Annotated in this window: 25 protein-coding genes and 1 other RNA gene; 15 read left to right on the forward strand and 11 right to left on the reverse strand. The window is 70.1% G+C overall.

Going from position 1 to position 25,428, the window contains the following annotated elements:
• Position 1 precedes the first annotated feature (1 nt).
• Positions 2-1,045: a quinone-dependent dihydroorotate dehydrogenase gene (locus BLW09_RS06620; RefSeq protein WP_089910103.1), complete on the forward strand. Its 1,044-nt coding sequence runs from the start codon at positions 2-4 to the stop codon at positions 1,043-1,045.
• Here the strand turns inward: BLW09_RS06620 and BLW09_RS06625 are convergent.
• Positions 1,013-1,948, reverse strand: a complete 936-nt coding sequence (locus BLW09_RS06625) for a ribonuclease HI family protein (RefSeq protein WP_089910106.1) — start codon at positions 1,946-1,948, stop codon at positions 1,013-1,015. The genes BLW09_RS06620 and BLW09_RS06625 overlap by 33 nt on opposite strands.
• Position 1,949: 1 nt before the next feature.
• A complete protein-coding gene (locus BLW09_RS06630) occupies positions 1,950-2,546 on the reverse strand; it encodes a DUF3043 domain-containing protein (protein ID WP_089910108.1) in 597 nt (198 codons plus the stop codon).
• A gap of 41 nt (positions 2,547-2,587) precedes the next feature.
• Here BLW09_RS06630 and BLW09_RS06635 point away from each other — a divergent pair, with 41 nt between their 5' ends.
• From BLW09_RS06635 to BLW09_RS06655, 5 genes are all read left to right on the forward strand, one after another.
• Positions 2,588-4,042: a dipeptidase gene (locus BLW09_RS06635; protein WP_089910111.1), complete on the forward strand. Its 1,455-nt coding sequence runs from the start codon at positions 2,588-2,590 to the stop codon at positions 4,040-4,042.
• A 94-nt stretch (positions 4,043-4,136) separates the two neighbouring features.
• Complete coding sequence (gene erpA / locus BLW09_RS06640) at positions 4,137-4,493, forward strand: iron-sulfur cluster insertion protein ErpA (protein ID WP_089910115.1); 357 nt, start codon at positions 4,137-4,139, stop codon at positions 4,491-4,493.
• Between the two features lie 144 nt (positions 4,494-4,637).
• Positions 4,638-5,525 (forward strand): aa3-type cytochrome oxidase subunit II, encoded by an 888-nt coding sequence (ctaC, locus tag BLW09_RS06645; RefSeq protein ID WP_089910117.1) that lies wholly within the window; start codon positions 4,638-4,640, stop codon positions 5,523-5,525.
• Positions 5,526-5,534: 9 nt separating this feature from the next.
• A complete protein-coding gene (gene ctaD / locus BLW09_RS06650) occupies positions 5,535-7,283 on the forward strand; it encodes an aa3-type cytochrome oxidase subunit I (RefSeq protein ID WP_089910120.1) in 1,749 nt (582 codons plus the stop codon).
• A 3-nt stretch (positions 7,284-7,286) separates the two neighbouring features.
• Complete coding sequence (locus BLW09_RS06655) at positions 7,287-7,709, forward strand: cytochrome c oxidase subunit 4 (RefSeq protein ID WP_089910123.1); 423 nt, start codon at positions 7,287-7,289, stop codon at positions 7,707-7,709.
• A gap of 530 nt (positions 7,710-8,239) precedes the next feature.
• On the opposite strand, the gene BLW09_RS06660 is transcribed toward BLW09_RS06655, so the two are convergent.
• The 5 genes from BLW09_RS06660 to ctaE form a co-directional block, all read right to left on the reverse strand.
• Complete coding sequence (locus BLW09_RS06660) at positions 8,240-9,055, reverse strand: methyltransferase domain-containing protein (protein ID WP_089910126.1); 816 nt, start codon at positions 9,053-9,055, stop codon at positions 8,240-8,242.
• A gap of 96 nt (positions 9,056-9,151) precedes the next feature.
• Entirely contained in the window at positions 9,152-10,768 is a 1,617-nt protein-coding gene (gene qcrB, locus BLW09_RS06665; protein ID WP_089910129.1) for a cytochrome bc1 complex cytochrome b subunit, read from the reverse strand.
• The gene (qcrA, locus tag BLW09_RS06670; RefSeq protein ID WP_089910132.1) at positions 10,765-11,832 is read right to left on the reverse strand and encodes a cytochrome bc1 complex Rieske iron-sulfur subunit; all 1,068 of its coding nucleotides are present in this window, start codon (positions 11,830-11,832) and stop codon (positions 10,765-10,767) included. Before qcrA ends, qcrB begins: the two co-directional genes overlap by 4 nt.
• 58 nt (positions 11,833-11,890) lie before the next feature.
• On the reverse strand, positions 11,891-12,727 hold the full coding sequence (gene qcrC, locus BLW09_RS06675; RefSeq protein ID WP_089910135.1) for a cytochrome bc1 complex diheme cytochrome c subunit: 837 nt from the start codon (positions 12,725-12,727) through the stop codon (positions 11,891-11,893).
• 23 nt (positions 12,728-12,750) lie between these two features.
• Positions 12,751-13,395, reverse strand: a complete 645-nt coding sequence (ctaE, locus tag BLW09_RS06680; RefSeq protein WP_172824178.1) for an aa3-type cytochrome oxidase subunit III — start codon at positions 13,393-13,395, stop codon at positions 12,751-12,753.
• Between the two features lie 132 nt (positions 13,396-13,527).
• Here ctaE and trpD point away from each other — a divergent pair, with 132 nt between their 5' ends.
• From trpD to dhaM, 4 genes are read left to right on the forward strand one after another with little or no spacing between them, the layout of a single operon-like run.
• Complete coding sequence (trpD, locus tag BLW09_RS06685; RefSeq protein WP_089910140.1) at positions 13,528-14,577, forward strand: anthranilate phosphoribosyltransferase; 1,050 nt, start codon at positions 13,528-13,530, stop codon at positions 14,575-14,577.
• Between the two features lie 40 nt (positions 14,578-14,617).
• Positions 14,618-15,616 (forward strand): dihydroxyacetone kinase subunit DhaK, encoded by a 999-nt coding sequence (dhaK, locus tag BLW09_RS06690; RefSeq protein WP_089910143.1) that lies wholly within the window; start codon positions 14,618-14,620, stop codon positions 15,614-15,616.
• A 33-nt stretch (positions 15,617-15,649) separates the two neighbouring features.
• Positions 15,650-16,291, forward strand: coding sequence for a dihydroxyacetone kinase subunit DhaL (gene dhaL / locus BLW09_RS06695; protein ID WP_089910145.1), 642 nt, complete (start codon positions 15,650-15,652; stop codon positions 16,289-16,291).
• Complete coding sequence (gene dhaM, locus BLW09_RS06700; RefSeq protein ID WP_089910148.1) at positions 16,288-17,007, forward strand: dihydroxyacetone kinase phosphoryl donor subunit DhaM; 720 nt, start codon at positions 16,288-16,290, stop codon at positions 17,005-17,007. The genes dhaL and dhaM overlap by 4 nt, the downstream gene beginning before the upstream one ends.
• Positions 17,008-17,099: 92 nt before the next feature.
• Here the strand turns inward: dhaM and BLW09_RS06705 are convergent, their stop codons facing one another.
• The gene (locus BLW09_RS06705) at positions 17,100-17,615 is read right to left on the reverse strand and encodes a GNAT family N-acetyltransferase (protein ID WP_089910150.1); all 516 of its coding nucleotides are present in this window, start codon (positions 17,613-17,615) and stop codon (positions 17,100-17,102) included.
• 5 nt (positions 17,616-17,620) lie between these two features.
• Positions 17,621-18,934: an aminotransferase class I/II-fold pyridoxal phosphate-dependent enzyme gene (locus tag BLW09_RS06710; protein ID WP_089910152.1), complete on the reverse strand. Its 1,314-nt coding sequence runs from the start codon at positions 18,932-18,934 to the stop codon at positions 17,621-17,623.
• Positions 18,935-19,042: 108 nt separating this feature from the next.
• On the opposite strand from BLW09_RS06710, the gene BLW09_RS06715 reads away from it, so the two are divergent.
• Positions 19,043-19,642 carry a DUF1345 domain-containing protein gene (locus tag BLW09_RS06715; RefSeq protein ID WP_089916687.1) on the forward strand — a complete coding sequence of 200 codons (600 nt, stop codon included), beginning with the start codon at positions 19,043-19,045 and terminating at the stop codon, positions 19,640-19,642.
• A gap of 3 nt (positions 19,643-19,645) precedes the next feature.
• Here BLW09_RS06715 and BLW09_RS06720 read toward each other — a convergent pair whose 3' ends face one another.
• Both BLW09_RS06720 and BLW09_RS06725 read right to left on the reverse strand, forming a co-directional pair.
• Positions 19,646-20,128: a dihydrofolate reductase gene (locus BLW09_RS06720; protein ID WP_089910155.1), complete on the reverse strand. Its 483-nt coding sequence runs from the start codon at positions 20,126-20,128 to the stop codon at positions 19,646-19,648.
• Entirely contained in the window at positions 20,125-20,931 is an 807-nt protein-coding gene (locus BLW09_RS06725) for a thymidylate synthase (RefSeq protein ID WP_089910158.1), read from the reverse strand. Before BLW09_RS06725 ends, BLW09_RS06720 begins: the two co-directional genes overlap by 4 nt.
• 153 nt (positions 20,932-21,084) lie before the next feature.
• On the opposite strand from BLW09_RS06725, the gene BLW09_RS06730 reads away from it, so the two are divergent.
• The 4 genes from BLW09_RS06730 (at position 21,085) to rnpB (ending at position 25,371) form a co-directional block, all read left to right on the forward strand.
• The gene (locus BLW09_RS06730; RefSeq protein WP_089910161.1) at positions 21,085-23,307 is read left to right on the forward strand and encodes a purine-cytosine permease family protein; all 2,223 of its coding nucleotides are present in this window, start codon (positions 21,085-21,087) and stop codon (positions 23,305-23,307) included.
• Positions 23,308-23,395: 88 nt separating this feature from the next.
• Positions 23,396-24,214: a Nif3-like dinuclear metal center hexameric protein gene (locus BLW09_RS06735; RefSeq protein WP_089910164.1), complete on the forward strand. Its 819-nt coding sequence runs from the start codon at positions 23,396-23,398 to the stop codon at positions 24,212-24,214.
• A 28-nt stretch (positions 24,215-24,242) separates the two neighbouring features.
• Entirely contained in the window at positions 24,243-24,977 is a 735-nt protein-coding gene (locus tag BLW09_RS06740) for a zinc ribbon domain-containing protein (RefSeq protein WP_089910166.1), read from the forward strand.
• Positions 24,978-25,003: 26 nt separating this feature from the next.
• Positions 25,004-25,371: RNase P RNA component class A (gene rnpB / locus BLW09_RS06745), an RNA gene on the forward strand.
• The last annotated feature ends 57 nt before the right edge of the window (positions 25,372-25,428 follow it).

The following is a 25,428-nucleotide window of genomic DNA, read 5'->3' on the forward strand; positions in this document are numbered from 1 at the left end:
CATGTATCGCGCACTCTTCGACCTCGTCCTGTCCCGGCTCGACCCCGAGCGGGCCCATCACCTCGCGTTCGTGGTGATCCGCGCCCTCCCGGCCGTCGGCCTCGGCGGGCTGACCCGCCGGTTCACGGCACCGGATCCGTCTCTCGCCGTCGAGGCGCTCGGGCTGCGGTTCGACTCACCGTTCGGCGTGGCGGCCGGCTTCGACAAGGACGGTGAGGGCGTCCTCGGCCTCGGCGCGCTCGGCTTCGGCCACGTCGAGGTCGGCACGATCACCGCGCGCCCGCAGCCCGGCAACGACAAGCCGCGGCTGTTCCGCCTCATCCCGGACCGCGCCGTGATCAACCGGATGGGCTTCAACAACCACGGCGCCGGTGCGGCGGCCAATCGGCTGCTCCGGGTGCGCCGTTCGGCGAAGCGTCCCGTGCTCGGCGTGAACATCGGCAAGTCGCGGGTCGTCGCCGTCGAAGACGCCACGGAGGACTATCTGACCAGCGCCCGCGCGCTCGCCCCGGTCGCCGACTACCTGGTGGTCAACGTCAGCTCCCCGAACACGCCGGGGCTCCGCGGCCTGCAGGAGCTGGAGCTGCTCGGCCCGCTCCTCACCGCGGTGAAGGAGGTCGCCGGTGCGACGCCGCTGCTGGTCAAGATCGCGCCAGATCTCACCGACGACCAGGTCGAGCGCATCGCGCGCCTGGCCGTCGAGCTCGGGCTCGCGGGCATCATCGCCACCAACACCACGATCTCGCGGGAGGGTCTCCGCACCGACCCCGCCGTCGTGGCGGCGGCGGGCGCCGGCGGGCTGAGCGGCGCCCCGCTCGCGGCGCGGTCCCTCGAGGTGCTCCGACTCATCCGCGCCGTCGTACCGGCCGAGCTCTGCGTCATCTCCGTCGGGGGCGTCGAGACCGCGGAGGACGTGCAGGAGCGCCTGGATGCGGGAGCGACCCTCGTGCAGGGCTACACGGCGTTCCTTTACCGCGGCCCGCTCTGGGCCCGGCAGATCAACCGGGGGCTGCTACGCCTCCGGCGTCCCCTGGTGGAAGCGTAGGCGCCAGCGGCCCGAGCTGCGCACCCAGAGGGAGCTCCGCAGGGTCGCGCCGCGCGCATCCGTCGTCCGTGCGGTGAGCAGCAGCGTCTCTGGCGCGACGCGGTCGACGGCCAGCAGCTCCATCGCCGCGGCCGGGTCGTCGTCGACGGCCAGCTCGGAGATCAGCGCGTCCCGGCCCCACAACCGGCCCGAACGCCCGATCTCCTCGAACGAGGGATGCAGCAGCTCGGCGAGCCGGGAGGCATCCGAGCGGACCGCGGGCTCCAGCAGCTCGCGCTCCAATCGCGCGACGACCTGCTCGTCCGTCTCCTCGGCGGCGAGGTCGGCGAAGAGGTCGAGTTCGACGGAGGCGTCCTGCGGCGCGGGGGCGGCGACGGCCGCAGCGGGTGCGGCAGTGGCCGCAGCGGCAGCGGGTGCCGGCTCCTCGGCGACGACCGCACGACCGGGCCACCCCGGGCCGATCGGGATGGGGTCGCCCTTCTGATACGCGAGGGCGACGGCGCGCGCCCGCTCGTCCGCCGCCTCGTTCAGCTCATGACCGGCGTGTCCCTTGACCCACTCGAACCGGTAGCTCCGGCCCTGCAGGGCGCGGTCGAGGCGCTCCAGCAGCTCGCGGTTCAGGACGGGGGCGCCGTCGGCCTTGCGCCAGCCCTTGCGCTTCCAGCCCGGCATCCACTTGGTCACCGCGTTGATCACATACTGGCTGTCGCAGAAGATGTGCAGGTCGTCGCCGAGGTGGGCGGTCGCCTCCAGCAGGTCGATGACCGCCATGAGCTCGCCCTGGTTGTTGGTGCCGTGCGGCCAGCCTCCCGCCGACCAGTGGTCGTCGTCCACGTACCAGGCCCAGCCGGCCGGGCCGGGGTTGCCGAGGGCGGAGCCGTCCGCCGCCGCGACGATCGCCACGTCAGCTCGGGAACTGGCCGCGCTTGACCTGCGGCTTCGGCAGGCGCATGACCCGCAGCTGCAGAGCGCGCATCGCGGCGTACCAGCGCAGTCCGCGCTCCACCTTCGTCGCGCCGAACTTGGCGCCGATGCGCCTGCGCACCAGGAAGCCGAGCGCGATGCAGTCGATGACCGCGATCAGGAAGAAGCCCCAGAGCGCGAAGAGGCCGTACACCTGCATCTCCGGCCACGGCAGGAACGTCAGGATGATGACGATCAGCATCACCGGGATGAGGAACTCGCCGATCGAGAACCGGGCGTCGACATAGTCGCGCACGTACCGGCGCTGGGGTCCGCGGTCGCGTGCGGTCAGGTAGCGGTCGTCGCCGGCCGCCATGCCGATGCGCGCCTTCTCGCGCGCCTCCGCCTGCTTCTGCCGGGCGACGCGTGCCGCTTCCTTGCGGTCCGTCGGCACCAGCGGGCGCTTGCGGGCGGCCTCCTGCTGGCGGCGGGAGGGCGTCGGTGCGCCCTTGCCCTGCTTCAGCCGGGCAGCCGTCTCTTCGGGGGTCTCGGCGGCGGGCGTCTCCGCCTCGCTCGCCGCATTCTGTCGTTTCGCCAACTTCGAGCCTTCGCTTGTGGGGTCCGCTTAAGATTACCCGCATGACAGACAGCCAGCAGACCCCTGTTCCCACGGCCGCTGACGACACGGCGGACGGTTCGGCCCCCGGCGTCGAGGCGAAGGTCCGCGCCGCGGTCGAGGCGGGGTTGCCGTCGGCCGTCGCCGACCTCTCGAAGCTCGTCCGCATCCCGTCGGTGTCGTGGTCCGCGTTCGACCCCGAGAACGTGCGCCGCAGTGCCGACGCGGTCGCCGCCCTCCTCACCGACACCGGGATGTTCGACACCGTCGAGGTCAAGCAGGCGCCGATCGGCGTCGGCGACACGCTCGGGCAGCCGGCCGTGCTGGCGACGCGGGCCGCGAGGAACGGGCGACCCACCGTCCTGCTCTACGCCCACCACGACGTCCAGCCGGAGGGCGACGAGGCGAACTGGGACACCCCGCCGTTCGAGCCGACCGTGCGCGGCGACCGCCTCTACGGCCGCGGGGCGGCCGACGACAAGGCGGGCGTCATGGCGCACGTGGCGAGCGTGCGGGCGCTGCGCGACGTGCTGGGCGACGACCTCGAGGTCGGCCTCGCCGTCTTCATCGAGGGGGAGGAGGAGTTCGGCTCCCGCTCCTTCGCGAACTTCCTGGAGCAGAACGCGGCCGCCCTGGCCGCCGACGTCATCGTGGTCGCCGACTCCGACAACGTCGATGTGAACACCCCCGCGCTGACCGTGTCGCTCCGCGGCAACGTCACGTTCCGCCTCACCGTCTCGACGCTCGAGCACGCCTCGCACTCGGGCATGTACGGGGGAGCGGCTCCGGATGCGATGCTCGCGCTGGTGAAGCTCCTCGCCACCCTGCACGACGACGACGGCGCGGTGGCGGTCGACGGCCTCACCTCGTACGATGCCGCGGCGGAGCCGCCGGCGTTCACGGAGGAGCAGCTCGCCGAGGACGCCGCCTTCCTCCCGGGCGTCACCAGTGTCGGACGGGGCCCGATCCTGTCGCGGATGTGGTCGCAGCCGACCATCACGGTCACCGGGATCGACGCACCGAGCGTGGCCAACGCGTCCAACACCCTGCTCCCGGGCGTCGCCGTGCGGATCAGCTCCCGCGTCGCACCGGGCCAGCCCGCCCGTGAGGCCTACGAAGCGCTCGAGCGCCACCTGCGCGCGCACGCGCCGTTCGGCGCGCACATCGCGATCGACGATGTCGACCTCGGCGACCCCTTCCTCGTCGACACGGACGGCTGGGCGGCGACGGAGGCGAAGCGCGCGATGACCGACGCCTGGGGCGCCGAGGCGGTGGAGACCGGCATCGGCGGCTCCATCCCGTTCATCGCCGACCTCGTCCGCGAGTTCCCGGAGGCGCAGATCCTCGTCACCGGGGTCGAGGACCCGGACACGCGCGCCCACAGCCCCAACGAGTCGCTGCACCTGGGCGTGTTCAAGCGCGCCGTGCTGACCGAGGCGCTGCTGCTCGCGCGGCTCGACGGGCGCACGGCATCCTGAGCGGATCCCGCGGTCTGCCGAATTTCCAGCTCGGCGACGTACAATCGACCCAGATTTCGTTCCGAAGTCCCGTTTCGTCCTTGTGAGGAGTCCCATGACCGACACAACGCTGACCGCGACCAAGGCCCACGGAGTCGGCCTGACCGACGCCGCGGCATCCAAGGTCAGGAGCCTGCTCGAGCAGGAGGGCCGTGACGACCTGCGTCTGCGCGTCGCCGTCCAGCCCGGCGGATGCTCGGGTCTGATCTACCAGCTGTACTTCGACGAGCGCATGCTCGACGGAGACGCGACCGTCGACTTCGACGGGGTGGAGGTCATCGTCGACAAGATGAGCGTTCCGTACCTCGACGGCGCGACGATCGACTTCGAAGACACGATCCAGAAGCAGGGATTCACGATCGACAACCCCAACGCGACCGGTTCCTGCGCGTGCGGAGACTCCTTCCACTGAGCGCCGTATAGCACAGAGAAACACATCGGGCCGCCCTCCACAGGGCGGCCCTTTTGTTCGGATCAGGGTGTCAGTCGGAGTAGGGTAGACACAGCCACATACAGTTGCATGTGAACTGTCCAGTAGTCACTCGAAAGGTCACCGGTGCGTCACAATCGCCGTCTCCGATGGGCTGCCATCCCGATCGCCGCGACGCTCGTCGTGGCACTCGCGGGCTGCACGCAGGCTCAGCTGCACGGATTCCTCCCGGGCTTCGTCGAGGGCGAGCCGCCCGTCACGAACCACACCGACCGCATCAGCGGCCTCTGGGTGACCAGCTGGATCGTCCTGCTCATCGTCGGCATCATCGTCTGGGGCCTCACGCTCTGGGCGGTCATCGTGTACCGCCGCCGGAAGGGCCAGACCGGCCTCCCGGTGCAGCTGCGCTACAACATGCCGATCGAGATCTTCTACACGATCGTGCCGCTCATCCTGGTGCTCGGCTTCTTCGCCTTCACGGCGCGCGACCAGAACGCGATCGAGAAGCCGTACGCGAACCCGGACGTCAAGATCCAGGTGTACGCGAAGCAGTGGGCGTGGGACTTCAACTACGTCAGCGACAACGTCTACGACCCGGGAATCCAGGTCCAGCCGGATGACAACAGCGCCACCCCCGGATCGGTCCAGGAGGGCGAGGTCCCGACCCTGTACCTGCCCGAGAACAAGAAGATCACGATCCAGCTCGACTCGCGCGATGTGATCCACTCGTTCTGGGTGCCGGCGATGCTCTACAAGAAGGACGTCATCCCGGGCAAGACCAACTACATGTACTTCGAGACGACCGACCGCACGGGCACCTTCGTCGGCAAGTGCGCCGAGCTCTGCGGCGAGTACCACTCGGCCATGCTCTTCAACGTCAAGATCGTGCCGCAGTCGGAGTACGACGCACACATCAAGAGCCTCCGCGACCAGGGCTACGAGGGTCAGCTGGGCTCCGAGTACGACCGCAACCAGAACCTGCCCGGAACGGGCGCCCCGCAGGGCAACGAGTAGGACGCACAGATGACGACGACAGCACCGGCACCGGGAGCCACCGCCGCCCCCAAGCCAGCGCCCACGATCCTCACCGCGAACGGTGTGGAGCGCAAGGGCAACATCCTCGTGAACTACATCACGTCGACGGACCACAAGACCATCGGGTACATGTACCTGGTCTCGTCGTTCGTGTACTTCCTCATCGGCGGCGTGATGGCGCTGATCATCCGCGCCCAGCTCTTCGAGCCGGGCCTGCAGGTGGTGGCGACGAAGGAGCAGTACAACCAGCTCTTCACCATGCACGGCACGATCATGCTGCTCATGTTCGCGACGCCGCTCTTCGCCGGCTTCGCCAACGTGCTCATGCCGCTGCAGATCGGCGCACCGGACGTGGCGTTCCCGCGTCTGAACGCGCTGGCGTACTGGTTCTACTCGTTCGGATCGCTCATCGCGGTCGCCGGCTTCCTCACCCCGCAGGGCGCCGCGTCGTTCGGCTGGTTCGCCTACGCACCGCTCTCGAGCACGACGTTCTCTCCGGGGATCGGCGGCAACCTCTGGGTGGTGGGCCTCGGCCTCTCGGGCTTCGGCACCATCCTCGGCGCGGTGAACTTCATCACCACGATCATCACGATGCGCGCGCCGGGCATGACCATGTTCCGCATGCCGATCTTCACCTGGAACACCCTGGTGACCTCGATCCTCGTGCTGATGGCCTTCCCTGTCCTCGCCGCGGCCATGTTCGCCCTCGCGGCCGACCGCGTGTTCGACGCGCACATCTACGACGCGGCCAACGGCGGAGCCCTGCTCTGGCAGCATCTCTTCTGGTTCTTCGGGCATCCCGAGGTGTACATCATCGCTCTGCCGTTCTTCGGCATCGTGTCCGAGATCTTCCCGGTGTTCAGCCGGAAGCCGATCTTCGGGTACAAGACCCTGGTGTACGCGACGATCGCCATCGCCGCCCTCTCCGTGACGGTGTGGGCGCACCACATGTACGTCACCGGCTCGGTTCTGCTGCCGTGGTTCTCGTTGATGACGATGCTCATCGCCGTTCCGACCGGCGTGAAGATCTTCAACTGGATCGGCACCATGTGGCGGGGGTCGCTGACCTTCGAGTCGCCCATGCTCTGGTCCATCGGCTTCCTGATCACGTTCACCTTCGGCGGTCTGACCGGCGTCATCCTCGCGTCGCCGCCGCTCGACTTCCACGTGTCCGACACGTACTTCGTGGTCGCGCACTTCCACTACGTGGTCTTCGGAACCGTCGTGTTCGCCATGTTCGCCGGCTTCTACTTCTGGTGGCCGAAGTGGACGGGCAAGATGCTCAACGACCGGCTGGGCAAGTGGCACTTCTGGCTGCTGTTCATCGGCTTCCACACGACGTTCCTCATCCAGCACTGGCTGGGAGTCGTGGGCATGCCGCGCCGGTACGCCACGTACCTGCCGTCCGACGGCTTCACCTGGATGAACCAGGTCTCGTCGATCGGCGCCGGCATCCTCGCGATCTCGATGATCCCGTTCTTCGTGAACGTGTACCTGACGGCGCGCAACGCGCCCAAGGTCACGGTCAACGACCCGTGGGGCTACGGCCGTTCGCTCGAGTGGGCGACCAGCTGCCCGCCGCCGCGCCACAACTTCACGTCGATCCCGCGCATCCGTTCGGAGTCGCCTGCGTTCGACCTGAACCACCCCGAGGCGGGCATCCCGATCGGCGTGGGTCCCGCGAAGGACGCCCCCGACGCCCCTGTGCACGACGTCGCGAACGACGAGGTGAAGTAACCCATGCGCGCCAATGCCATCCTGTTCTGGATCCTGTCGGCCTTCTTCCTGCTCTCGGCGGTGGTCTACACGCTGTGGAACCTGCTCGACGAGATGCACCGCAACGTCGAGTGGGTCGGCACCGTCGCCCTGCTGCTGAGTGCGATCCTCGCCGCGTTCATCGCGTTCTACGTCGGCCGCTCCCACGCCTCCCAGGGGGGAGAGCTGCCGGAGGATCGCCTCGACGCGAACATCGACGACGGCGACCCGGAGCTCGGCAACTTCAGCCCGTGGAGCTGGTGGCCGGTCTCCCTCGCCTTCGGCGCGGGTCTGGTCATCCTCGGCCTCGCGGTCGGCTTCTGGATCTGCTACATCGGCGTGGCCTTCAGCCTCGTCTGCATCGTCGGCTGGGTCTACGAGTACTACCGCGGATACTTCGCGCGCTGACGCGCGCCGTCCGCGCCTGCTGAGGGCCGTCTCCCACGGGAGGCGGCCCTCACTGCGTCTCCGGGCATGCTCGCGCCGGCCCCGCCTGACGAAGGCGCCTCCTGCGGCCATCCCTCCTGCCTGATGTCTCCGGCGGCGGGCGCTACTGCCCGGCCGGCAGCCTCGTCTGTGGGACGCAACATGCCGCTATCCTGACGACATAGCGGCGTGTCGCGACCCATGGATGGCGCCGTCGTGGGCGACGAGGTGGCGTCTCCAACTGCCGCTGCGCCGAGTGCGGCGTCGCGCCGTCCCGTCCGCCGTTCGGCGCCCGGGGGATGCAACGCGCTCTGTGGGACGCAACACGCCGCTATCCCGCCGTCGTAACGGCGTGTTGCGACCCGCGAGTGGGCCGGACGTCGCGCGCGCTGCGCCGGGCTCGGCTGGCCATCCAGTGGACGCAACACGCCGTGGCTGCGTCGCGACGTGCGGCATGTTGCGTCCACTGGATGGCGAGGACGCCGCCGACGAGACGGACGGAGCAGGCTGCGTCAGCGGCGGGTGAAGCGGAGGACGTCGACGGATACGCGCGTCGCGTCGACCTCGGACGGGACGACCGCCGCCGCGGCCGCGTGGCGCGCCGACGGCCCCATGCCCGCCAGAGCCTCACGCAAAGAGGGCGTGAGCGCGAGGTCGTACGCGACCGGTTCGCGCGTCAGGAGGGCGTACAGGGGCTCTGCGGTGGCGATGACGTCGTCCGCCTTGTCGGAGGGGATGTCGAGCATGCTCCCGGTGGCGCGAAGCGAACCGAGATGCTCGGTGCGGGGGACCACCACGACGAGGGTTCCCCCGGGACGCAGGACGCGACGGAACTCGGGAAGGTTGCGCGGCGCGAACACGTCGAGCACGGTGTCGGCCGAGTCCGAGCGCACGGGCAGCGGGCGCCAGGTGTCGGCGACGAGGCCGTCCACCCGATCCGACGAGCGCACGGCACGAGCGACCGCCTGCGCGGACAGGTCCATAGCGAGCCCCACGGCTTGCGGCAGGGACGACAGGGCAGCGCGGAGGTAGTGGCCGGTCCCGGCGCCCGCATCCAGCACCCGCGACCCGACGGCGGACGCCGCCACGGCGTCGGCGATGGGGGAGTAGGCGCCGCCCTCGAGCACGAGGTCGCGCGCATCCAGCATCTCGGTGGTGTCGCCCAGGTGCTTGGTGCCTCCGCCGAGGAGGGAGACGTAGCCGCGCTTGTTGACGTCGTGACGGTGCCCGTTCGCACATCCCAGCGTCAGGCGGTCGACCGGCTCCAGATCAGCCTCGCAGACGGGGCAGCGCAGCCATGCGGCGAGCCGGGACAGATCAGCGGACATGGGCAGCCCCTCGGTCGAAGGAACAGGAGACAACGGGCGGGAACGCGAAAGCGCCGGCGCGAATGAACGCACCGGCGCTTCCGACGGAGGCGGGCCTCAGTGGTGGTCGTGGCCCGACTCGAGCTCGTTCCGGGTCGGCGGAACGATGCGGTCCTCGAAGAACCAGCGGGACAGGCCCGCGCGGACCCGGTTCGCCGCCGTGATCTTGCCCCGTCGGTTCGGACGCAACATCAGCGGCTCGTACGACTCGAACGACACCAGACGCCAGCGCTCGTAGTCGCTGAGCTGCTCGTGCACCTCGATGAACTCACCGCCGGGCAGCTTCACGATGCGGCCGGTCTCGAAGCCGTGGAGGGCGATCGAGCGGTCCTTCTTCTGCAGCGCGAGGCAGACGCGCTTCGTCACGAAGTACGCGATCACCGGCCCGACGAACAAGAGCGCCTGCAGGGTGTGGATGACACCCTCCATCGTCAGCTTGAAGTGCGTCGCGATGATGTCGGAGCTCGCCGCCGCCCAGAAGACCGCGTAGAACGTGACGCCGGCAGCGCCGATCGCCGTGCGGTTCGCGGCGTTGCGCGGACGGTCCAGGATGTGGTGCTCGCGCTTGTCGCCGGTGATCCACGCCTCGAGGAACGGATAGATCATGACCGTCACGATGAACAGACCGAGGATCGCCACCGGGATGATGATGTTGAACGACCAGGTGCGGTCGAGCCAGACGAACTCCCAGCCCGGCGGCACCAGGCGCAGGGCGCCGTCGGCGAAGCCGATGTACCAGTCCGGCTGCGTTCCCGCGGACACCGGGGAGGGGTCGTACGGGCCGTAGTTCCAGATCGGGTTGATCGTGAACAGCGAGGCCATCAGCACCAGGACGCCGAAGACGATGAAGAAGAAGCCGCCGGCCTTCGCCGCGTACACCGGGAGGACCGGGTAGCCGACGACGTTGCCCTGCGTGCGCCCGGGAGCCGCGTACTGCGTGTGCTTGTGGATGACCACGAACATGAGGTGCAGCGCGATGAACGCCACCACGAACGCGGGCAGCAGCAGGATGTGCAGCGTGTACAGGCGGCCGACGATCGCCGTTCCGGGGAACTCGCCTCCGAAGAGCAGGAACGAGATCCAGGTCCCGACCACCGGCAGGCCCTTGATGAGACCGTCGATGATGCGGAGGCCGTTGCCCGAGAGCAGGTCGTCGGGGAGCGAGTAGCCGGTGAAGCCCTCGGCCATGGCCAGGATGAAGAGCACGAAGCCGATCACCCAGTTGAGCTCACGCGGCTTGCGGAACGCGCCCGTGAAGAAGATGCGGAGCATGTGCAGGCCGATGGACGCCACGAACAGCAGGGCCGCCCAGTGGTGGATCTGACGGACCAGCAGACCGCCGCGCACCTCGAACGAGATGTTCAGCGTGCTCTGCATCGCCGAGGACATCTCGATGCCCTTCAGCGGCACGTACGAGCCGTTGTAGGTGACCTCGGCCATCGACGCCTGGAAGAAGAACGTCAGGAACGTTCCGGACAGCAGGATGACGATGAAGCTGTAGAGCGCGACCTCACCGAGGAGGAACGACCAGTGGTCGGGGAAGATCTTGCGACCGAACTCCTTGACGGCGCCTGAGATGCTGGTGCGGTCTTCGAGGTAGTTCGCGGCTGCCGCCGTGAAGCCACCCTTCTTGGCCGTCGTCGTTGCCGCGGGTGCGGCGGTCGTGGTGCTCAATGGCGCTCCCAGAAGCTTGGGCCGACAGGCTCGGTGAAGTCGCTGCGCGCGACCAGGTAGCCATCGGCGTCGACGGTGATCGGCAGCTGCGGCAACGGCCGCTTCGCCGGTCCGAAGATGACCTGCGCTTCGTGCGTGATGTCGAACTGCGACTGGTGGCACGGGCAGAGCAGGTGGTGGGTCTGCTGCTCGTAGAGCGCCACCGGGCACCCGACGTGCGTGCAGATCTTGGAGTAGGCGACGATGCCGTCGTAGTTCCAGTTCTCACGGCCCTTGGACACGTGCAGGTCCTCGGGCTTGAGGCGCATGAGGAGCACGGCCGCCTTGGCCTTCTCCTCCAGCATGTTCTCGGCCTCGTTGAGGCCCTCGGGGATCACGTGGAACGCGCTGCCGAGAGTCACATCCGACGCCTTGATCGGGGTTCCGGTTGGGTCGCGGGTGAGCCGGACGCCCTTCGCCCACATCGTGTTCGAGAGCAGCTCCACCGGGTCCTCGTTCTCGGGCGCGAGGCCGCGGAACAGGACGACGGCGGGGAGCGGGAACGCGATCAGCGCGCCGATGAGGCTGTTGCGCACGAGCGTGCGCCGGCTGAAGCCGGACTCCTCGTCGGCCTGGCGGAAGATCTCGGCGGCACGCTCGGTGGTCGCCTCGCTGCCGCGCACCGGGTGACGGAGGTCGACGCCCTCCTTCTCGTGCATGAGCGCCTTGCCCCAGTGGACGGCGCCGATGCCGATCGCGAGGAGCGCGAGCGCTCCTCCGATGCCGATGAACAGGTTGTTCAGGCGGACCGAGCCGGGGTCGCCGTCGACGATCGGGAAGGCGAGGTAGGCGGCGACCGCCCACACCGAGCCTGCGATCGACAGGTAGAACAGCGTGTAGACGGTGCGCTCGGCGCGCCGTTCCTTCCGCGGGTCGAGGTCGGTGACGCGCGGGCGGTGAGGCGGGAAGCCGGGGTTCTCGACGGCGTCGCGGATGATCACCGCCGTCCCGGGGTCGCCGGTGCGGTGCGCCTCAGACGAACTGGCGGGCGTCAGCTCGCGACCGCCGTTCTCGTCCTGTGCCATTGCTCTCCTTCTTACGCTGTGGTTCGTGCCTGTGCGGGCCGACTAGTTGGCCAAGTGGCTAATTGGATTTGGCCGTGATCCACACGGTGAGGGCGACGATGGCGCCCAGACCGAAGATCCAGAGGAACAGGCCCTCGGCGACCGGGCCGAGATTGCCCAGCTCGAAGCCGCCCGGGGACGGGTTGTTCTGGATGTACTTCAGGTACGTGATGATGTCGGCCTTGCCCTGCGGCGTGATGTTCAGGTCGTTGAACACCGGCATGTTCTGCGGGCCGGTGACCATGGCCTCGTAGATGTGCTTCGCGGTGACGCCGGTCAGCGGCGGGGCGTACTTGCCCTCGGTGAGCGCTCCACCCGCGCCGGCCACGTTGTGGCACATCGCGCAGTTGATGCGGAACAGCTCGGCGCCGTGGGCGGCGTCGCCCTTCCCGTCGAGGAACTTCTGCTCCGGGATGGACGGCCCGGGGGCGAGGGAGGAGACGTAGTCGGCGAGTGCCTTGACCTGCTCGTCCGTGAACTGGACCGGCTTCTCCTGCGCCTGCGGGCCCTGCATCTGCATGGGCATGCGGCCGGTGCCGACCTGGAAGTCGACGGCGGCGGCGCCGACGCCGATCAGGCTCGGAGCCACCGAGCTGCCCTGGGCGTCGAGCCCGTGGCAGGTGGCGCAGTTGGCCTGGAAGAGCTTCTTGCCCTCGTCGACCGAGTTCTGGCTGGCGGCGGCGACCTGCGGCTCGGCGGATGCGGTCGTCGTCGTGAACGCGGCGTACGCACCGCCGGTCAGGCCGAGGCCGATCGCGAGCAGCGCGACGGTGGCCAGCGGGTGCCGGCGGCCGGCCTTGCGGGCGGGCTTGCCCGTTCGGGGCTGGGTGGCCGGGCGGGGGTTTTTCGGACGCATGGGGTGAAGAACGCTCCTGTTTCCTATCGGATGATGTAGATGACCGCGAACAGTCCGATCCACACGACGTCGACGAAGTGCCAGTAGTACGAGACGACGATGGCGCTCGTCGCCTCCTTGTGGCCGAAGATCTTGACCGCGAACGCGCGGCCGATCACGAGCAGGAACGCGATGAGGCCGCCCGTGACGTGGAGGGCGTGGAAGCCCGTTGTCAGGTAGAACGCCGATCCGTAGGCGTTGGAGCTGAGGGAGATGCCCTCGGAGACGAGGGTCGCGTACTCCAGCACCTGGCCGGAGACGAAGATCGCGCCCATGAGGTAGGTCAGCGTGAACCACTCGACCATGCCCCAGCGCCAGAACTGCAGGATGCCGCCGGCGCGGCGCGGCTGCATGCGCTCGGCCGCGAACACCCCGAACTGGCAGGTGACCGAACTCAGGACCAGGATGATCGTGTTCGTCAGCGCGTACGGCACGTTGAGGTGCTGCGTCTCGGCGGCCCAGAGATCGGGGGACGTGGACCGGAGGGTGAAGTAGATCGCGAAGAGCCCCGCGAAGAACATCACCTCCGAGCCGAGCCACACGATCGTGCCGACGGCCACGACATTGGGCCGGTTGATCGCCGGCGCACTCGCTGAGGGAGAAATGGAGGTGCTCGTCACGTAACCCATTATGGCTGAAAAGGTGCCCTGGTTTTCCCACCTGCGAGGCGTGAATCGACCCGAATTGCGGTTAGGACAGCCTTACCGGCCGCAGATCGACCGCTATCGCCGTGGCGTGTTGCCCGCCGATAGGATCGCTTCATGGTCCACACGCAGTCCTGGTCGTCCGTGCTGACGTCTCTCCTGGCGGGGGAGCACCTGAGCGTGGCGGACGCGGCCTGGGCCATGGACGAGGTGATGACTGGCGAGGCGACGGACGCCCAGCTGGCGGCGTTTCTCATCGCGCTGCGCGCCAAGGGCGAGACGGTGGATGAGATCGTCGGGTTCCGCGACGCGATCCTCGACCACGCCGTCCCGCTCGTCGTCGACCCGATGGCCCTCGACATCGTCGGCACAGGAGGCGACCGGTTCGGCACGGTGAACGTGTCGACGACGGCCTCGATCGTGGCCGCCGCCGCCGGCGTTCCCGTCATCAAGCACGGGAACCGCGCGGCGAGCTCGTCATCCGGCTCCTCGGATGTGCTCGCCGCCCTCGGCATCGACCTGACGCTCCCCGCGGACCGGGTCGCCGAGGTGCTGAAGAAGGTCGGCATCACGTTCGCCTTCGCGAGCGCGTTCCACCCGGGATTCGCCCACGCCGGTCCGGTCCGCGCCCAGCTGGGCGTCCCCACCGTCTTCAACTACCTCGGACCGCTCTGCAACCCGGCGCGCCCCGAGGCGTCCGCGGTCGGCGTCGCGACGCTCGACCGCATCCCGCTCATCGTCGGCGTGTTCCAGACCCGCGGGGCCACCGCGCTGGTCTTCCGCGGCGACGACGGGCTCGACGAGCTGTCGACCACCGGTCACAGCCACGTCTGGGAGGTCTCTCGGGGCCTCGTCACCGAGCACGACATCGACCCGCGCGATCTGGGCATTCCCCGCGCGCGCATCGACGATCTGCTCGGGAAGGACGCCGCGTACAACGCGGCGGTCGTGCGTGCCGTGCTCGCGGGCGAAGAAGGCCCCGTGCGCGACATCGTCCTGCTCAACGCGGCGGCCGGGCTCGTGTCCTTCGAGCTCGCGTCCGACCCGTCGAGGGTCCAGGAATCCATCCTGGATCGGTTCCGTTCGCAAATGGCGGTCGCTGCCCGAGCGATCGACTCCGGGGCTGCGGCCGCGAAGCTCGACGAGTGGGTGGCGGCGACGCACTGACACGGTGGAGCATTCCACTGGAATGGAAGGAAGGGTTTCGATGAAGAAGCTCATCAACGACGTCCCGGACGTCGTGGCCGAGTCCCTCGCGGGCTTCGGCCGAGCGCACGCGGACATCGTGAAGGTGTCCCAGGATCCGCGCTTCGTCTCCCGGGCCGACGGCCCGGTGCAGGGCAAAGTCGGTCTCGTCAGCGGCGGTGGCAGCGGCCACGAGCCGCTCCACGCCGGCTTCGTGGGCAAGGGGATGCTGGACGCGGCCGTGCCTGGCGAGGTCTTCACCTCGCCGACGCCTATGCCGATCGTCGAGGCCACCAAGGCCGCGGACGGCGGCGCCGGTGTCCTCCACATCGTCAAGAACTACACGGGCGACGTGCTCAACTTCGAGACGGCTGCCGACCTGGTGGCCGCGGAGGGCATCACCGTCCGCTCCGTGGTGACCAACGACGACGTCGCCGTGCAGGACTCCCTGTACACCGCCGGCCGGCGCGGCGTCGCGGGCACCGTCCTCGTCGAGAAGATCGCCGGGGCGGCTGCCGACCGCGGAGACGACCTCGACGCGGTCACGGCCGTCGCCGAGCGCGTCAACGCGAACGTCCGCTCGATCGGCCTCGCCCTGACGGACGGCACGGTGCCGCACGCCGGCGAGCCCGGTTTCGTGCTCCCCGAGGACGAGATCGAGTTCGGCGTCGGCATCCACGGCGAGCCGGGGCGCGAGCGCATCAAGCTGGAGCCGGCCGATCGCCTGGTCGACCGGATGATGGATGCGATCCTCACCGACCTCTCCTTCGACGGCTCGCAGGTGCTGCTGTTCGTGAACGGCATGGGCGGGACACCGCTGTCGGAGCTGTACATCCTGTTCCGTCGTGCGGCCGAAGTGCTCGACGAGCGCGGCATCACGCTCAGCCGCTCGCTCGTGGGCAACTACGTGACGTCGCTCGAGATGCAGGGCGCATCCATCTCGCTCCTGAAGCTGGACGACGAGCTGACGCAGCTGTGGGACGCGCCCGTCCACACCGCGGCGCTCCGCTGGGGCCTGTAGCAAGCCGGAACCGACAATGAGGAGGACGCGTCGATGACGCTGGACACGAACTGGGTGAGGCAGTGGATCTCCGCCGCGGCGGAATCCATCGGCGAGCACAAGCAGGAGCTGAACACGCTCGACCGGGAGATCGGCGACGGCGACCACGGCGAGAACATGGACCGCGGGCTGCGCGCATCGGTCATCGCGCTGGAGAAGCTGCCGGACGACACCACGCCGAACGCGGCCCTGCGGTCGGTCGCCATGACCCTGATCTCGACGGTGGGAGGTGCGTCCGGTCCGCTCTACGGCACGGCGTTCCTCAAGGCGGCGGATCCCGTCGGGGACGCCGCCGCGATCGACGAGGCGTCGCTCGTCGCGGCCCTGACGGCCGCGCGCGACGGCATCGTGTCCCGCGGAAAGGCCGAACCCGGCGACAAGACCATGATCGACGCGTGGACGCCGGCGGTCGACGCCGCTGCGGCCGCCCAGGAGTCCGGGGCCTCGGCCGCCGGCATCCTGGCGGCCGCGGCGGAGGCCGCCGAGAAGGGAGCGGTGGCCACCGAGCCGCTCGTCGCCCGGAAGGGGCGTGCGAGCTACCTCGGCGAGCGGTCGGCCGGGCACCGCGACCCGGGCGCCCAGTCGACCGCGCTGCTCCTGCGGGCTGCGGCGCAGACCGCCGAGGCGGCCGGATGACCGCGAAGGTCGGCGTCGTCTTCGTCTCGCACAGTTCCCAGATCGCCGCGGGGATGGTGCAGCTCGCCGGTCAGATGGCCGGTTCGGTGCGGCTGGTCGCCGCGGGCGGAACCGACGACGACGGCATCGGCACCAGCTTCACGAAGGTGATGTCCGCGGTGTCGGAGGCCGACAGCGGTGACGGCGTCGTGGTGATCAGCGATCTCGGCTCGGCGCTGCTCACGGCGGAGACCGTGCTCGACATGCTCGACGACGAGCAGCGGTCCCGCGTGCGCGTGGTGGACGTGCCGTTCGTCGAGGGCGGTGTCGCGGCGGCTGTCGCCGCGGAGTCCGGCGGCGGCCTGGACGAGGTCGTGGCCGCGGCCGAGGGCGCCGTCGATGCGTGGGCGGGGCGGGAAGGCAGCACGGCCGCCTCAGCAGAGGCGGCAGCAGAGCCGGCGGCAGAGCCCGCGTCCGCCGGTCCGTATGAGCGCGAGGTCCTCGTCCGCAACCCGGAGGGGCTCCACGCCCGGCCGGCGGCGGAGTTCGTGAAGCTCGCGAACACCTTCCCGGTGAAGGTGACCGTGAACGGCAAGGACGCGAAGAGCCTCCTGGGCATCATGTCGCTCGGGCTCACCGCGGGCTCCACGGCCCGCATCGCCTCCGACGATCCGGACGGCCGTGCCGCGGTCGACGCGCTCGCCGACCTGGTCGACACCGGCTTCGGCGAGGTCTGACCGCTCCCGCATCCCTCACACCGTCAGCTCCTGAGTATTTCGCCCGGCACGCCGTCGGAGAACCCGAAAAACTCAGGAGCGGGCGGTGGGGGTCAGAGGGATCGGGGGAGGAGGGGGAGCTGCATCTCGCGCTCGTCGGCGGTGCGGTCGAGCGGGTAGGGCTGCGTGCGGCCGGTGAATGTGAAGCCGCGGCGCAGATACGAGCGGATGGCGGGCGCGTTGTCCTCGTGCACCTCCAGCAGCAAGCGGTCGCCGCGGCTGCGTGCCCAGTCGATCACCGCATCCAGCAGAGCGTCGGTGATGCCGTGCTCGTGCCCGCGCCAGTCCGGGGTCACGTAGACGCCGACCAGGTACGGCTCGCGCGTCGGCGCGGACTGGTACCCGCCCATGCTGCCCAGCCAGCGACCGTCGTCCGCCACCGCGGCGAACAGCCGGCTCGTGGACGATGTGTTTGCCGCGCGCCGGCGCCAGTGCTCATCGGGATGCGTCCGCGCGTGATCGAGCGTCTCCAGGAACGCGATCGGCGCATCCTCGAGCATCTCGAACCGCAGCGCGCGGTACGCCTGCCAGTCGTCCTCCGTGCTGGCGCGGACGGTCCAGCCGGCCATGCTGCTCAGTCCCGCGCGGACAGCAGGGTCTCCGCCTCGGCGAGGAGGATCGCCGTGCAGAGCCCGTCGAGCGCGGTCGTCAGCTCGTCGAGCGGAGGGAAGGTCGGGGCGATGCGGATGTTCGCGTCGCGCGGGTCGTCGCCGTACGGGAAGGTCGCCCCGGCCGGAGTGACCGCGATCCCCGCCTCCTTGGCCAGCTGCACGGCACGCTTCGCGGCACCGTCGAGCACATCGAGGCTGACGAAGTAGCCCCCGCTGGGCGCCGTCCAGGTGCCCCCGCCCCACGGCGCGAGCCGCTCGCGGAACGCCGCATCGACCGCCGCGAACTTCGGTTCGAGGATGGCGCGGTGCTTCTCCATGTGCGCGGCGAGGCCGTCCGCGTCGCGGAGCAGCTCGACGTGCCGCAGCTGGTTGAGCTTGTCGGGGCCGATGCTCTGCGCGGAGAGGTTGTGCAGCATCCACTCGACGTTGGCCGGGGAGGCGCCGAAGAACGCGACGCCGGCGCCCGGGTAGGTCACCTTCGAGGTGGAGGCGAACACGAGCGGGCGGTCCGGGTTTCCGGCCTCGGCGGCGAGGGCGAGCACATCGATCGGCTCCGGCCGCTCGTCGGAGAGGTGGTGGACCGCGTAGGCGTTGTCCCAGATCAGCCGGAAGTCGTCCGCCGCGGGCAGGGAGACGAGCGCCCGCACGACCTCCTCCGAGTACACGGCGCCGGTCGGGTTCGAGTAGACGGGGACGCAGAACATGCCGCGGATGCTGTCATCCGTCTCCAGCAGGGACGCGACCGCCTCGATGTCGGGACCGTTGTCGTCGGAGGGCACCGGGATGAGCCGGATGCCGAACCGCTCGGCGATGGTGAAGTGCCGGTCGTAGCCGGGGACCGGCGCGAGGAAGCTGATCGGGCGGCTGCTCCACGGCAGCTCGCCGCCCGGCACGCCGTGCAGCAGCGCGAACGCGATCGTGTCGTGCATGAGGGTCAGGCTGGAGTTGCCGAGCGCCAGGAGCTGCCCGACCGGCACGCGGAGCGCGTCCGCGAAGATCGCCCGGAGCTCCGCCAGGCCCGTCGGTCCGCCGTAGTTGCGCAGGTCGGTGCCCGCCGCATCCCGGTAGCGCCCGTCGGGCAGGTGCAGCAGGTCGTCGGAGAGGTCGAGCTGCTCGGCCGACGGCTTGCCGCGCGTGAGGTCGAGCTTCAGGCCGGCGGCCTTCAGGTCGTCGTAGGCGCGGGCGAACGCGGAGTGCGCCTCGCGGAGCGCGGCGGTGTCGAGGTCGGCCAGGGGGGAGGGCCGGAGGGCGGAGGCGGAGTGGGCTGCTGACGTCACGTCATCGATCGTACCGGCGCTGCTTCACGGCGCGCCCAGCCGGCGTGTGCGAACATCCGGAGTGTGACCGACGATCTGCAGAAGGGCCGCGGCCGGACCCGCGCGAAGATGACGACCGCCATCGGCTCCGGAGTGGTGGTCGCCGTGGTCGTCGGGCTGCTGAACGCCTGGCATTACGCGGCCATCGCGGGGTGGGCGGCCGCCTGCATCGTCTACATCGCCTGGGTCTGGCTGTCCGTCTGGCGGCTTGACGCCGACACCACGAAGGACCACGCCACGCTGGAGGATCCGGGCCGGCGCACCACCGACCTGCTGCTGATCCTCGCGTCGGTGGCGAGCGTGGTGGCCGTCGTCTTCATCCTGGTCGATGCGAAATCTCTCAAGGGCGGAGCGCAGCTCGGGGTGGCGCTGCTGGCGATCGTGAGCGTCGCCCTCTCCTGGACGCTCGTGCACACCGTGTACACGCTCCGCTACGCCCGCATCTACTACCGGACGGGCGGCGGCATCGACTTCAACCAGGAGGAGCCGCCGCGGTACAGCGACTTCGCGTACCTGGCGTTCACGCTCGGGATGACGTTCCAGGTGTCGGACACGAACATCCAGAACGCGTTCATCCGTGCGACGGTGCTGCGGCACACGCTGCTCTCGTACGTGTTCGGGACGGTCATCGTCGCCGCGACGGTCAACCTGGTCGCCGGGCTGACCTGATCGTCAGCGCGTGTAGCTGACGAAGCGGTAGCGCATCCCGTTCGAGCCGGTGAGCCAGTCGCCTGCGTCGATCTCCCAGCCGTCGCCCGGCTCCGGCGCACGGGTGTCGCCCGCGATGTCGAGGTCGATCTCGGTGACCTCCAAGCGGTCGGCCGTCGGCAGCGTCTGCCGGTACAGCTCGGCGCCGCCGATCACCCAGACGGTGGGGGAGTCCGCCGCCGAAGCGAGGGCCTCCTTCACCGAGTGCGTCACGATCGCGCCGGGCGCCGCCCAGTCACTCTGGCGTGTCACCACGATGTTGTCGCGGCCGGGGAGGGGCCGGTAGCGCTCGGGAAGCGACTCCCAGGTGCGGCGCCCCATCACCACCGGATCGTCGCCGGTGAGGGCGCGGAAGTGGCGGAGGTCCTCGGTCAGGTGCCAGGGCATCACGCCGCCCGCGCCGATCACCCGGTTATGGGCCTGCGCCCAGATCAGTGCGATCGTCATACGGCGACGGCGGCCCGGATCGCCGGGTGGTGCTGGTAGTCCTCGACCACGAAGTCCTCGAAGCGGTAGTCGAAGATGCTGTCCGGCTTGCGTGCGAAGCGCAGCGTCGGCGCGGGATAGGGGTCGCGCGTGAGCTGCTCGGTCACCTGCTCGATGTGGTTGTCGTAGATGTGGACGTCGCCGCCGGTCCAGACGAACTCTCCGGGCTCGAGGCCCACCTGCTGGGCGACCATGAGGGTCAGCAGCGCGTAGGAGGCGATATTGAACGGGACGCCGAGGAACATGTCCGCGCTGCGCTGATACAGCTGGCAGGAGAGCTTGCCGTCGGCCACGTAGAACTGAAAGAACGCGTGGCACGGAGCGAGCGCCATGTTCGGGATGTCGGCGACATTCCACGCGGAGACGATGATGCGGCGCGAGTCGGGGTCGCTGCGGAGGGTGTCGATGACCTGCTGGATCTGGTCGATGTGCCGGCCGTCCGGCGCCGGCCAGGACCGCCACTGGACCCCGTAGACCGGGCCGAGCTCGCCGTCGGCGTCCGCCCACTCGTCCCAGATGGTGACGCCGTTCTCGCGCAGCCAGGCGACGTTGCTCTCGCCGCGCAGGAACCACAGCAGCTCGTACGCGATCGACTTGAAGTGGACGCGCTTCGTGGTGATCAGCGGGAAGCCGTCGGCGAGGTCGAACCGCAGCTGCCGGCCGAAGACGCTGCGCGTCCCCGTCCCCGTCCGATCGGATTTGTGGGTGCCGTTCGTCAGCACGTCGCGCAGGAGGTCCTCGTACGGGGTCGCAATCTGGCTCACACCCCGATGCTACTTCCCTCCCCACCGCCGAGTCCGCAGAGACTTACCGCTTCTCGCCCTGAAACGTGCAATCTGTGCGGACTCGACGGTGGGGGTGGTGCGCTCGGGACGGAGGCTCTGCTGCTGGGTGACGGCGCGTCGTAGTCTGGGGCCATGGACCGGGGAGCGGCCGATCGGCACAGCGACGACGAGCTGGCGAGCGTGCTCGAGGACGAGGTCGCGCGCATCACGTCCGCCATCCCGATCATCCGTTCCGAGACGCCGCGCGTCGAGGAGGACGCGGCAGGCGGCGACGACCGGGCCGACGGGGCAGACGACGACGCGGATGACGACGCGCACGGCGACGGGGATGACGACGCGGACGAGGGGAGCGGCCCGCCGACGCAGGCCATCAGCTTCGACGATCTCCCGGTCCGCCGGGAGCCGACCGGGCCCCAGCCGACCTTCAGCCCGTGGGTGGCGACGGCGGCCATCCCGATCCAGCACAGCGAGCCGGAGCCGGCGCCGCACACGGGCGCTCACGCGCTGCCGGCGGCGGAACGGGAGCCGGAAGCCACGGACGAGCTGCACCGGCCGGGCCGTCATGCCTCTGCGCCGGCTCCGGCTCGCGGTCCCGCGCCGGCGCCCGACCGCGAGCCGGAGCCGGCCGTCGCTCCGCCGGCCTATCCGCCGCTCGTCCGCGCCGAGCCGCTCGGACTCGTGCCGGAGGAACTGGCGCCGCGCGACTCGGAACCGGTTCCGGTCGTCCCGGCCGTCCCGGTCGTGACGCCTGCCGCCGCCGCGGCGCCGATCGCGCCAGAGACCTCCGCCGGCGGCGCGCGTGACGACGAGGGCGCCACGACCGTAACACCCGTCGCCGTCACGGCATCCCCTGCCGCCACCGGCGATGTGGCCGCCGTGGCCGCCCCCGCAGCCGCGTCCGCCGCCTCCCCGGGTCGGATCCGCTGGCTCTTCGCCCCCGAGTCCGCCGACCTCGAACCCACTCCCGTGGATCGCCGCGTCGGACGCGCATCCCGGATGTTCTGGCTCTGGTTCGCGGCCACCTCCTCTCTGATCAGCGTCGGGGTCGGCGCGACGCTCTTCGTGCTCGGACTGAGCCTGCGGCAGCTGCTCGTCGCCACCCTCGTCGGCGTCGCGCTGTCCTTCCTGCCGCTCGGTCTCGGAACCCTCGCGGGCAAGTGGAGCGGCCAGCCCACCCTCGTCGTGTCGCGGGCGTCGTTCGGGCTCGTCGGGAACATCGTCCCGACCGTGCTGGCGCTGATCGTCAAGCTGTTCTGGGGGTCCGTGCTGCTCTGGCTCGCGGGATCGGCCGCCGGCGCCCTGACCGTCTCGGAGAACTGGCCGGGGAACGCGGTCCTCGCGACGTCCGCGGCGCTCGCCGTGACCATCCTGGTCGCGGTGGCGATCGCCTACGTCGGCTATGCGCTCGTCGCGCGGGTGCAGCTGGTGCTGACCATCGCCTCCGCCGCGCTCATCGCCCTGATGGTGGCCGCGACGTGGCGACATGTGGATGTGTCCCGCGCGCTCGCCGTGCCCGACGCGCTGTGGACGCACGTCGTCACGGGCGCCGTCCTCGTGTTCAGCTATGTCGGACTGGCCTGGTCGATGAGCGGCGCCGAGGTCGCGCGCTACCAGCGCCCGCTCTCGTCCGGGGGCGCGGCGATGCTGTGGGCGACGTTCGGGGCCGGGGTGCCTCCGCTCCTGCTGGTGTCGTACGGCGGGCTGCTGGCCGCATCCAACCCGGGTCTCGGCGCCGAGCTCGCGCGCGATCCGGTCCGGGGCCTCGTGCAGCTCGGGCTGCCCGCGTGGTATCCCGCGCCGCTGCTGCTCGCGGTGGGCCTGTCGTTGGTGTCCGCTCTCGTGCTGACGGTCTACTCCGCGGGGTTCACCCTCGATGCCTCCGGCGTGAAGCTCGGGCGTCGCTGGAGCACGCTGATCGCGGGAGCCGCCATCGCCGCAGTCGGCGTCGCCCTGGCCGCGACGGTGACCGACCTCTCCACGGTCATCCGCGGCGTCCCCACCGCTCTCGCGGTTCCGGTCGCGGCGTGGGTGGGCGTGTTCTCCGGCGAGATGATGCTGCGCACCCGGCGCTTCCACCAGGCGTCGCTGCTCACCCGCGGGGGCGTCTACCCGGACTGGCGGTGGACCAACCTCGCCCTGCTGGCGGGCGCGACGGCCGTCGGGCTCGGCACCGTCAGCTCGCCGCTGCCGTGGCTGGCGTGGGAGGGCTACCTGTTCCGGCTGGTGGGCGTCGACCCGAACGCGGGGATCGGCGCGAGCAACATCGGCGTGGTCATCGCTCTGGCGATCGGGATGTTCGGAGTGCTCGTGACCGCCGTTCCCGCGGTGCGGAAGCAGGAGGCGGCAGCGGCCTGATTCGCGCTGTCCCTCCACAGGCCGGAGCGCTGTCCACATCCCTGGTCCGCCGGGTGCCGCTCCGGCCGCATCCCGTAGGCTGAACGACGTGCCGCACACCCTCGCCTCCGTCCGTGACACCATCGAGCAGCTCTGGCCGCTCGCGGGTGCCGAGAGCTGGGATGCGGTCGGGCTGGTGACGGGCGATCCCGACGCCGCGATCGAGCGCATCCTGCTGTCGGTGGATGCGGTGGCGGGCACCGTGGACGAAGCGGTCGAACTCGGCGCCGACCTCCTGGTGTCCCACCATCCGCTGCTGCTCCGCGGCGTCACGAGCATCGCGGAGGACCGCTACAAGGGCGCACTGCTCGCCCGGCTGATCCGCGGCGGCGTCGCCCTGTACGCCGCGCACACCACCGCAGACGTGGTCGCAGACGGAACCAGCGACGTGCTCGCGGCCCGCCTCGGCCTCCGCGACACCCGGCCGATCTCGCCGGCGGCCGACGGCGTGACGGGCATCGGCCGCGTCGGCGACCTGCCGCAGCCCACGACGCTCGGTCAGCTCGCCCGCGCGCTCGCCGAGGTGCTCCCGCCCACGGCAGGGGGAGTCCGGGCCTCCGGCGACTATCACCAGCCGGTCACCCGGGTGGCCGTCTGCGGCGGCGCGGGCGACTCCCTGCTCGGGAGCGACGCCGTCCGCGGCGCCGACGTCTACATCACCGCCGACCTGCGGCACCATCCCGCCTCCGAAGCGCGCGAGCAAGCGGTGCTCGGCGGCGGTCCCGCTCTGCTCGACGTCTCGCACTGGGCGAGCGAGTGGCTCTGGCTCGACACCGCCGCCGAGCAGCTCCGCACGGCGCTGCCCGGAGTGGAGGTCGTCGTCAGCGAGCTCCGCACCGACCCCTGGGATTTCGTCATCCTGCAATGACCACCTCGCACGAAGGAAGCACCGCACCGTGAAAGCCAGTCCCGCCGACCAGAACGAGCTCCTGCGCCTCCAGGCCGCCGACACCCGCCTGGCGCAGCTCGCGCACGCCACGAAGAACCTGCCGCAGTCGGCCGAGCTCGTGAAGCTGCAGCCGGAGGTCGAAGCGCTGCGCGCGCGCTGGATCGCCGCGACCGGCGAACTGGAGGACGCCAGGGCCGAGCTCAAGCGCATCGAGTCGGACGTCCAGATCGTCGACGCGCGGGCGAAGCGCGACTCGGACCGCGTGCAGCAGTCCGCCTCGATGAAGGACGTGCAGGCGCTCGAAGCTGAGCTCGCGTCCCTCGCCAAGCGCAAGAACGACCTGGAGGAGATCGAGCTCACCGTCATGCAGCGCGTGGAGGACCTCGAGCAGGCGCTCGCCGGGGTCGAGGGGGAGCGCGCCGAGCTGGGTGCGCGTGTCGCCGCCCTCGAAGCGCAGCGCGACGAGGAGGCGGGCAAGCTGGAGGTGCAGCGTACGGCGCTGGCCAAGGACCGCGCCACCATCGCGGAGGCGCTGCCGGCCGATCTGATCGAACTGTACGAGCGCCAGCGCGCCCGCTACGGTGTGGGCGCCGCCGCGCTCATCCGCGGCGTCTCGATGGGGTCGAACGTGAAGCTGACCGAGTCGGACCTCTCCGACATCCGTCGTGCCGCGGCCGACGATGTCGTGCTGTGCCCGGACAGCGGCGCCATCCTGGTGCGCGGTGAGGACTCCGGACTCTGACGCCTGCGCTATCGTTGAGCCCGGAATGGGTCGGCAAGACGGTCGCGTCGGTCCGCGAGAGCGGGCCGCCGAGGAACGTCCGGGCTCCGCAGAGCAGGGCGGTGGGTAACACCCACCCGGGGCAACCCGCGAGAAAGTGCAACAGAAAGCAGACCGCCGCAGGCTTCGGCCCGCGGTAAGGGTGAAACGGTGGTGTAAGAGACCACCAGCGGCCGGGGTGACCCGGCCGGCTGGGTAAACCTCGCCCGGAGCAAGGTCGGACAGGGGACCATGAGGCTGCTCGTCTCGTCCCCGGGTAGACCGCTGGAGGGCGGCGGCAACGTCGTCCCGAGATAGATGGCCGTCCGCGGTGCTCGCACCGTGACAGAACCCGGCGTATCAGCCGGCCCATTCCCTCGCGACATTCGTGCCGAATGTGCGCTTTCGGGCTCGCACAACGCACATTCGTGCC

The organism is Leifsonia sp. 21MFCrub1.1 (assembly GCF_900107895.1).
In the GTDB taxonomy this organism is placed as follows: Bacteria; Actinomycetota; Actinomycetes; order Actinomycetales; family Microbacteriaceae; genus Leifsonia; species Leifsonia soli.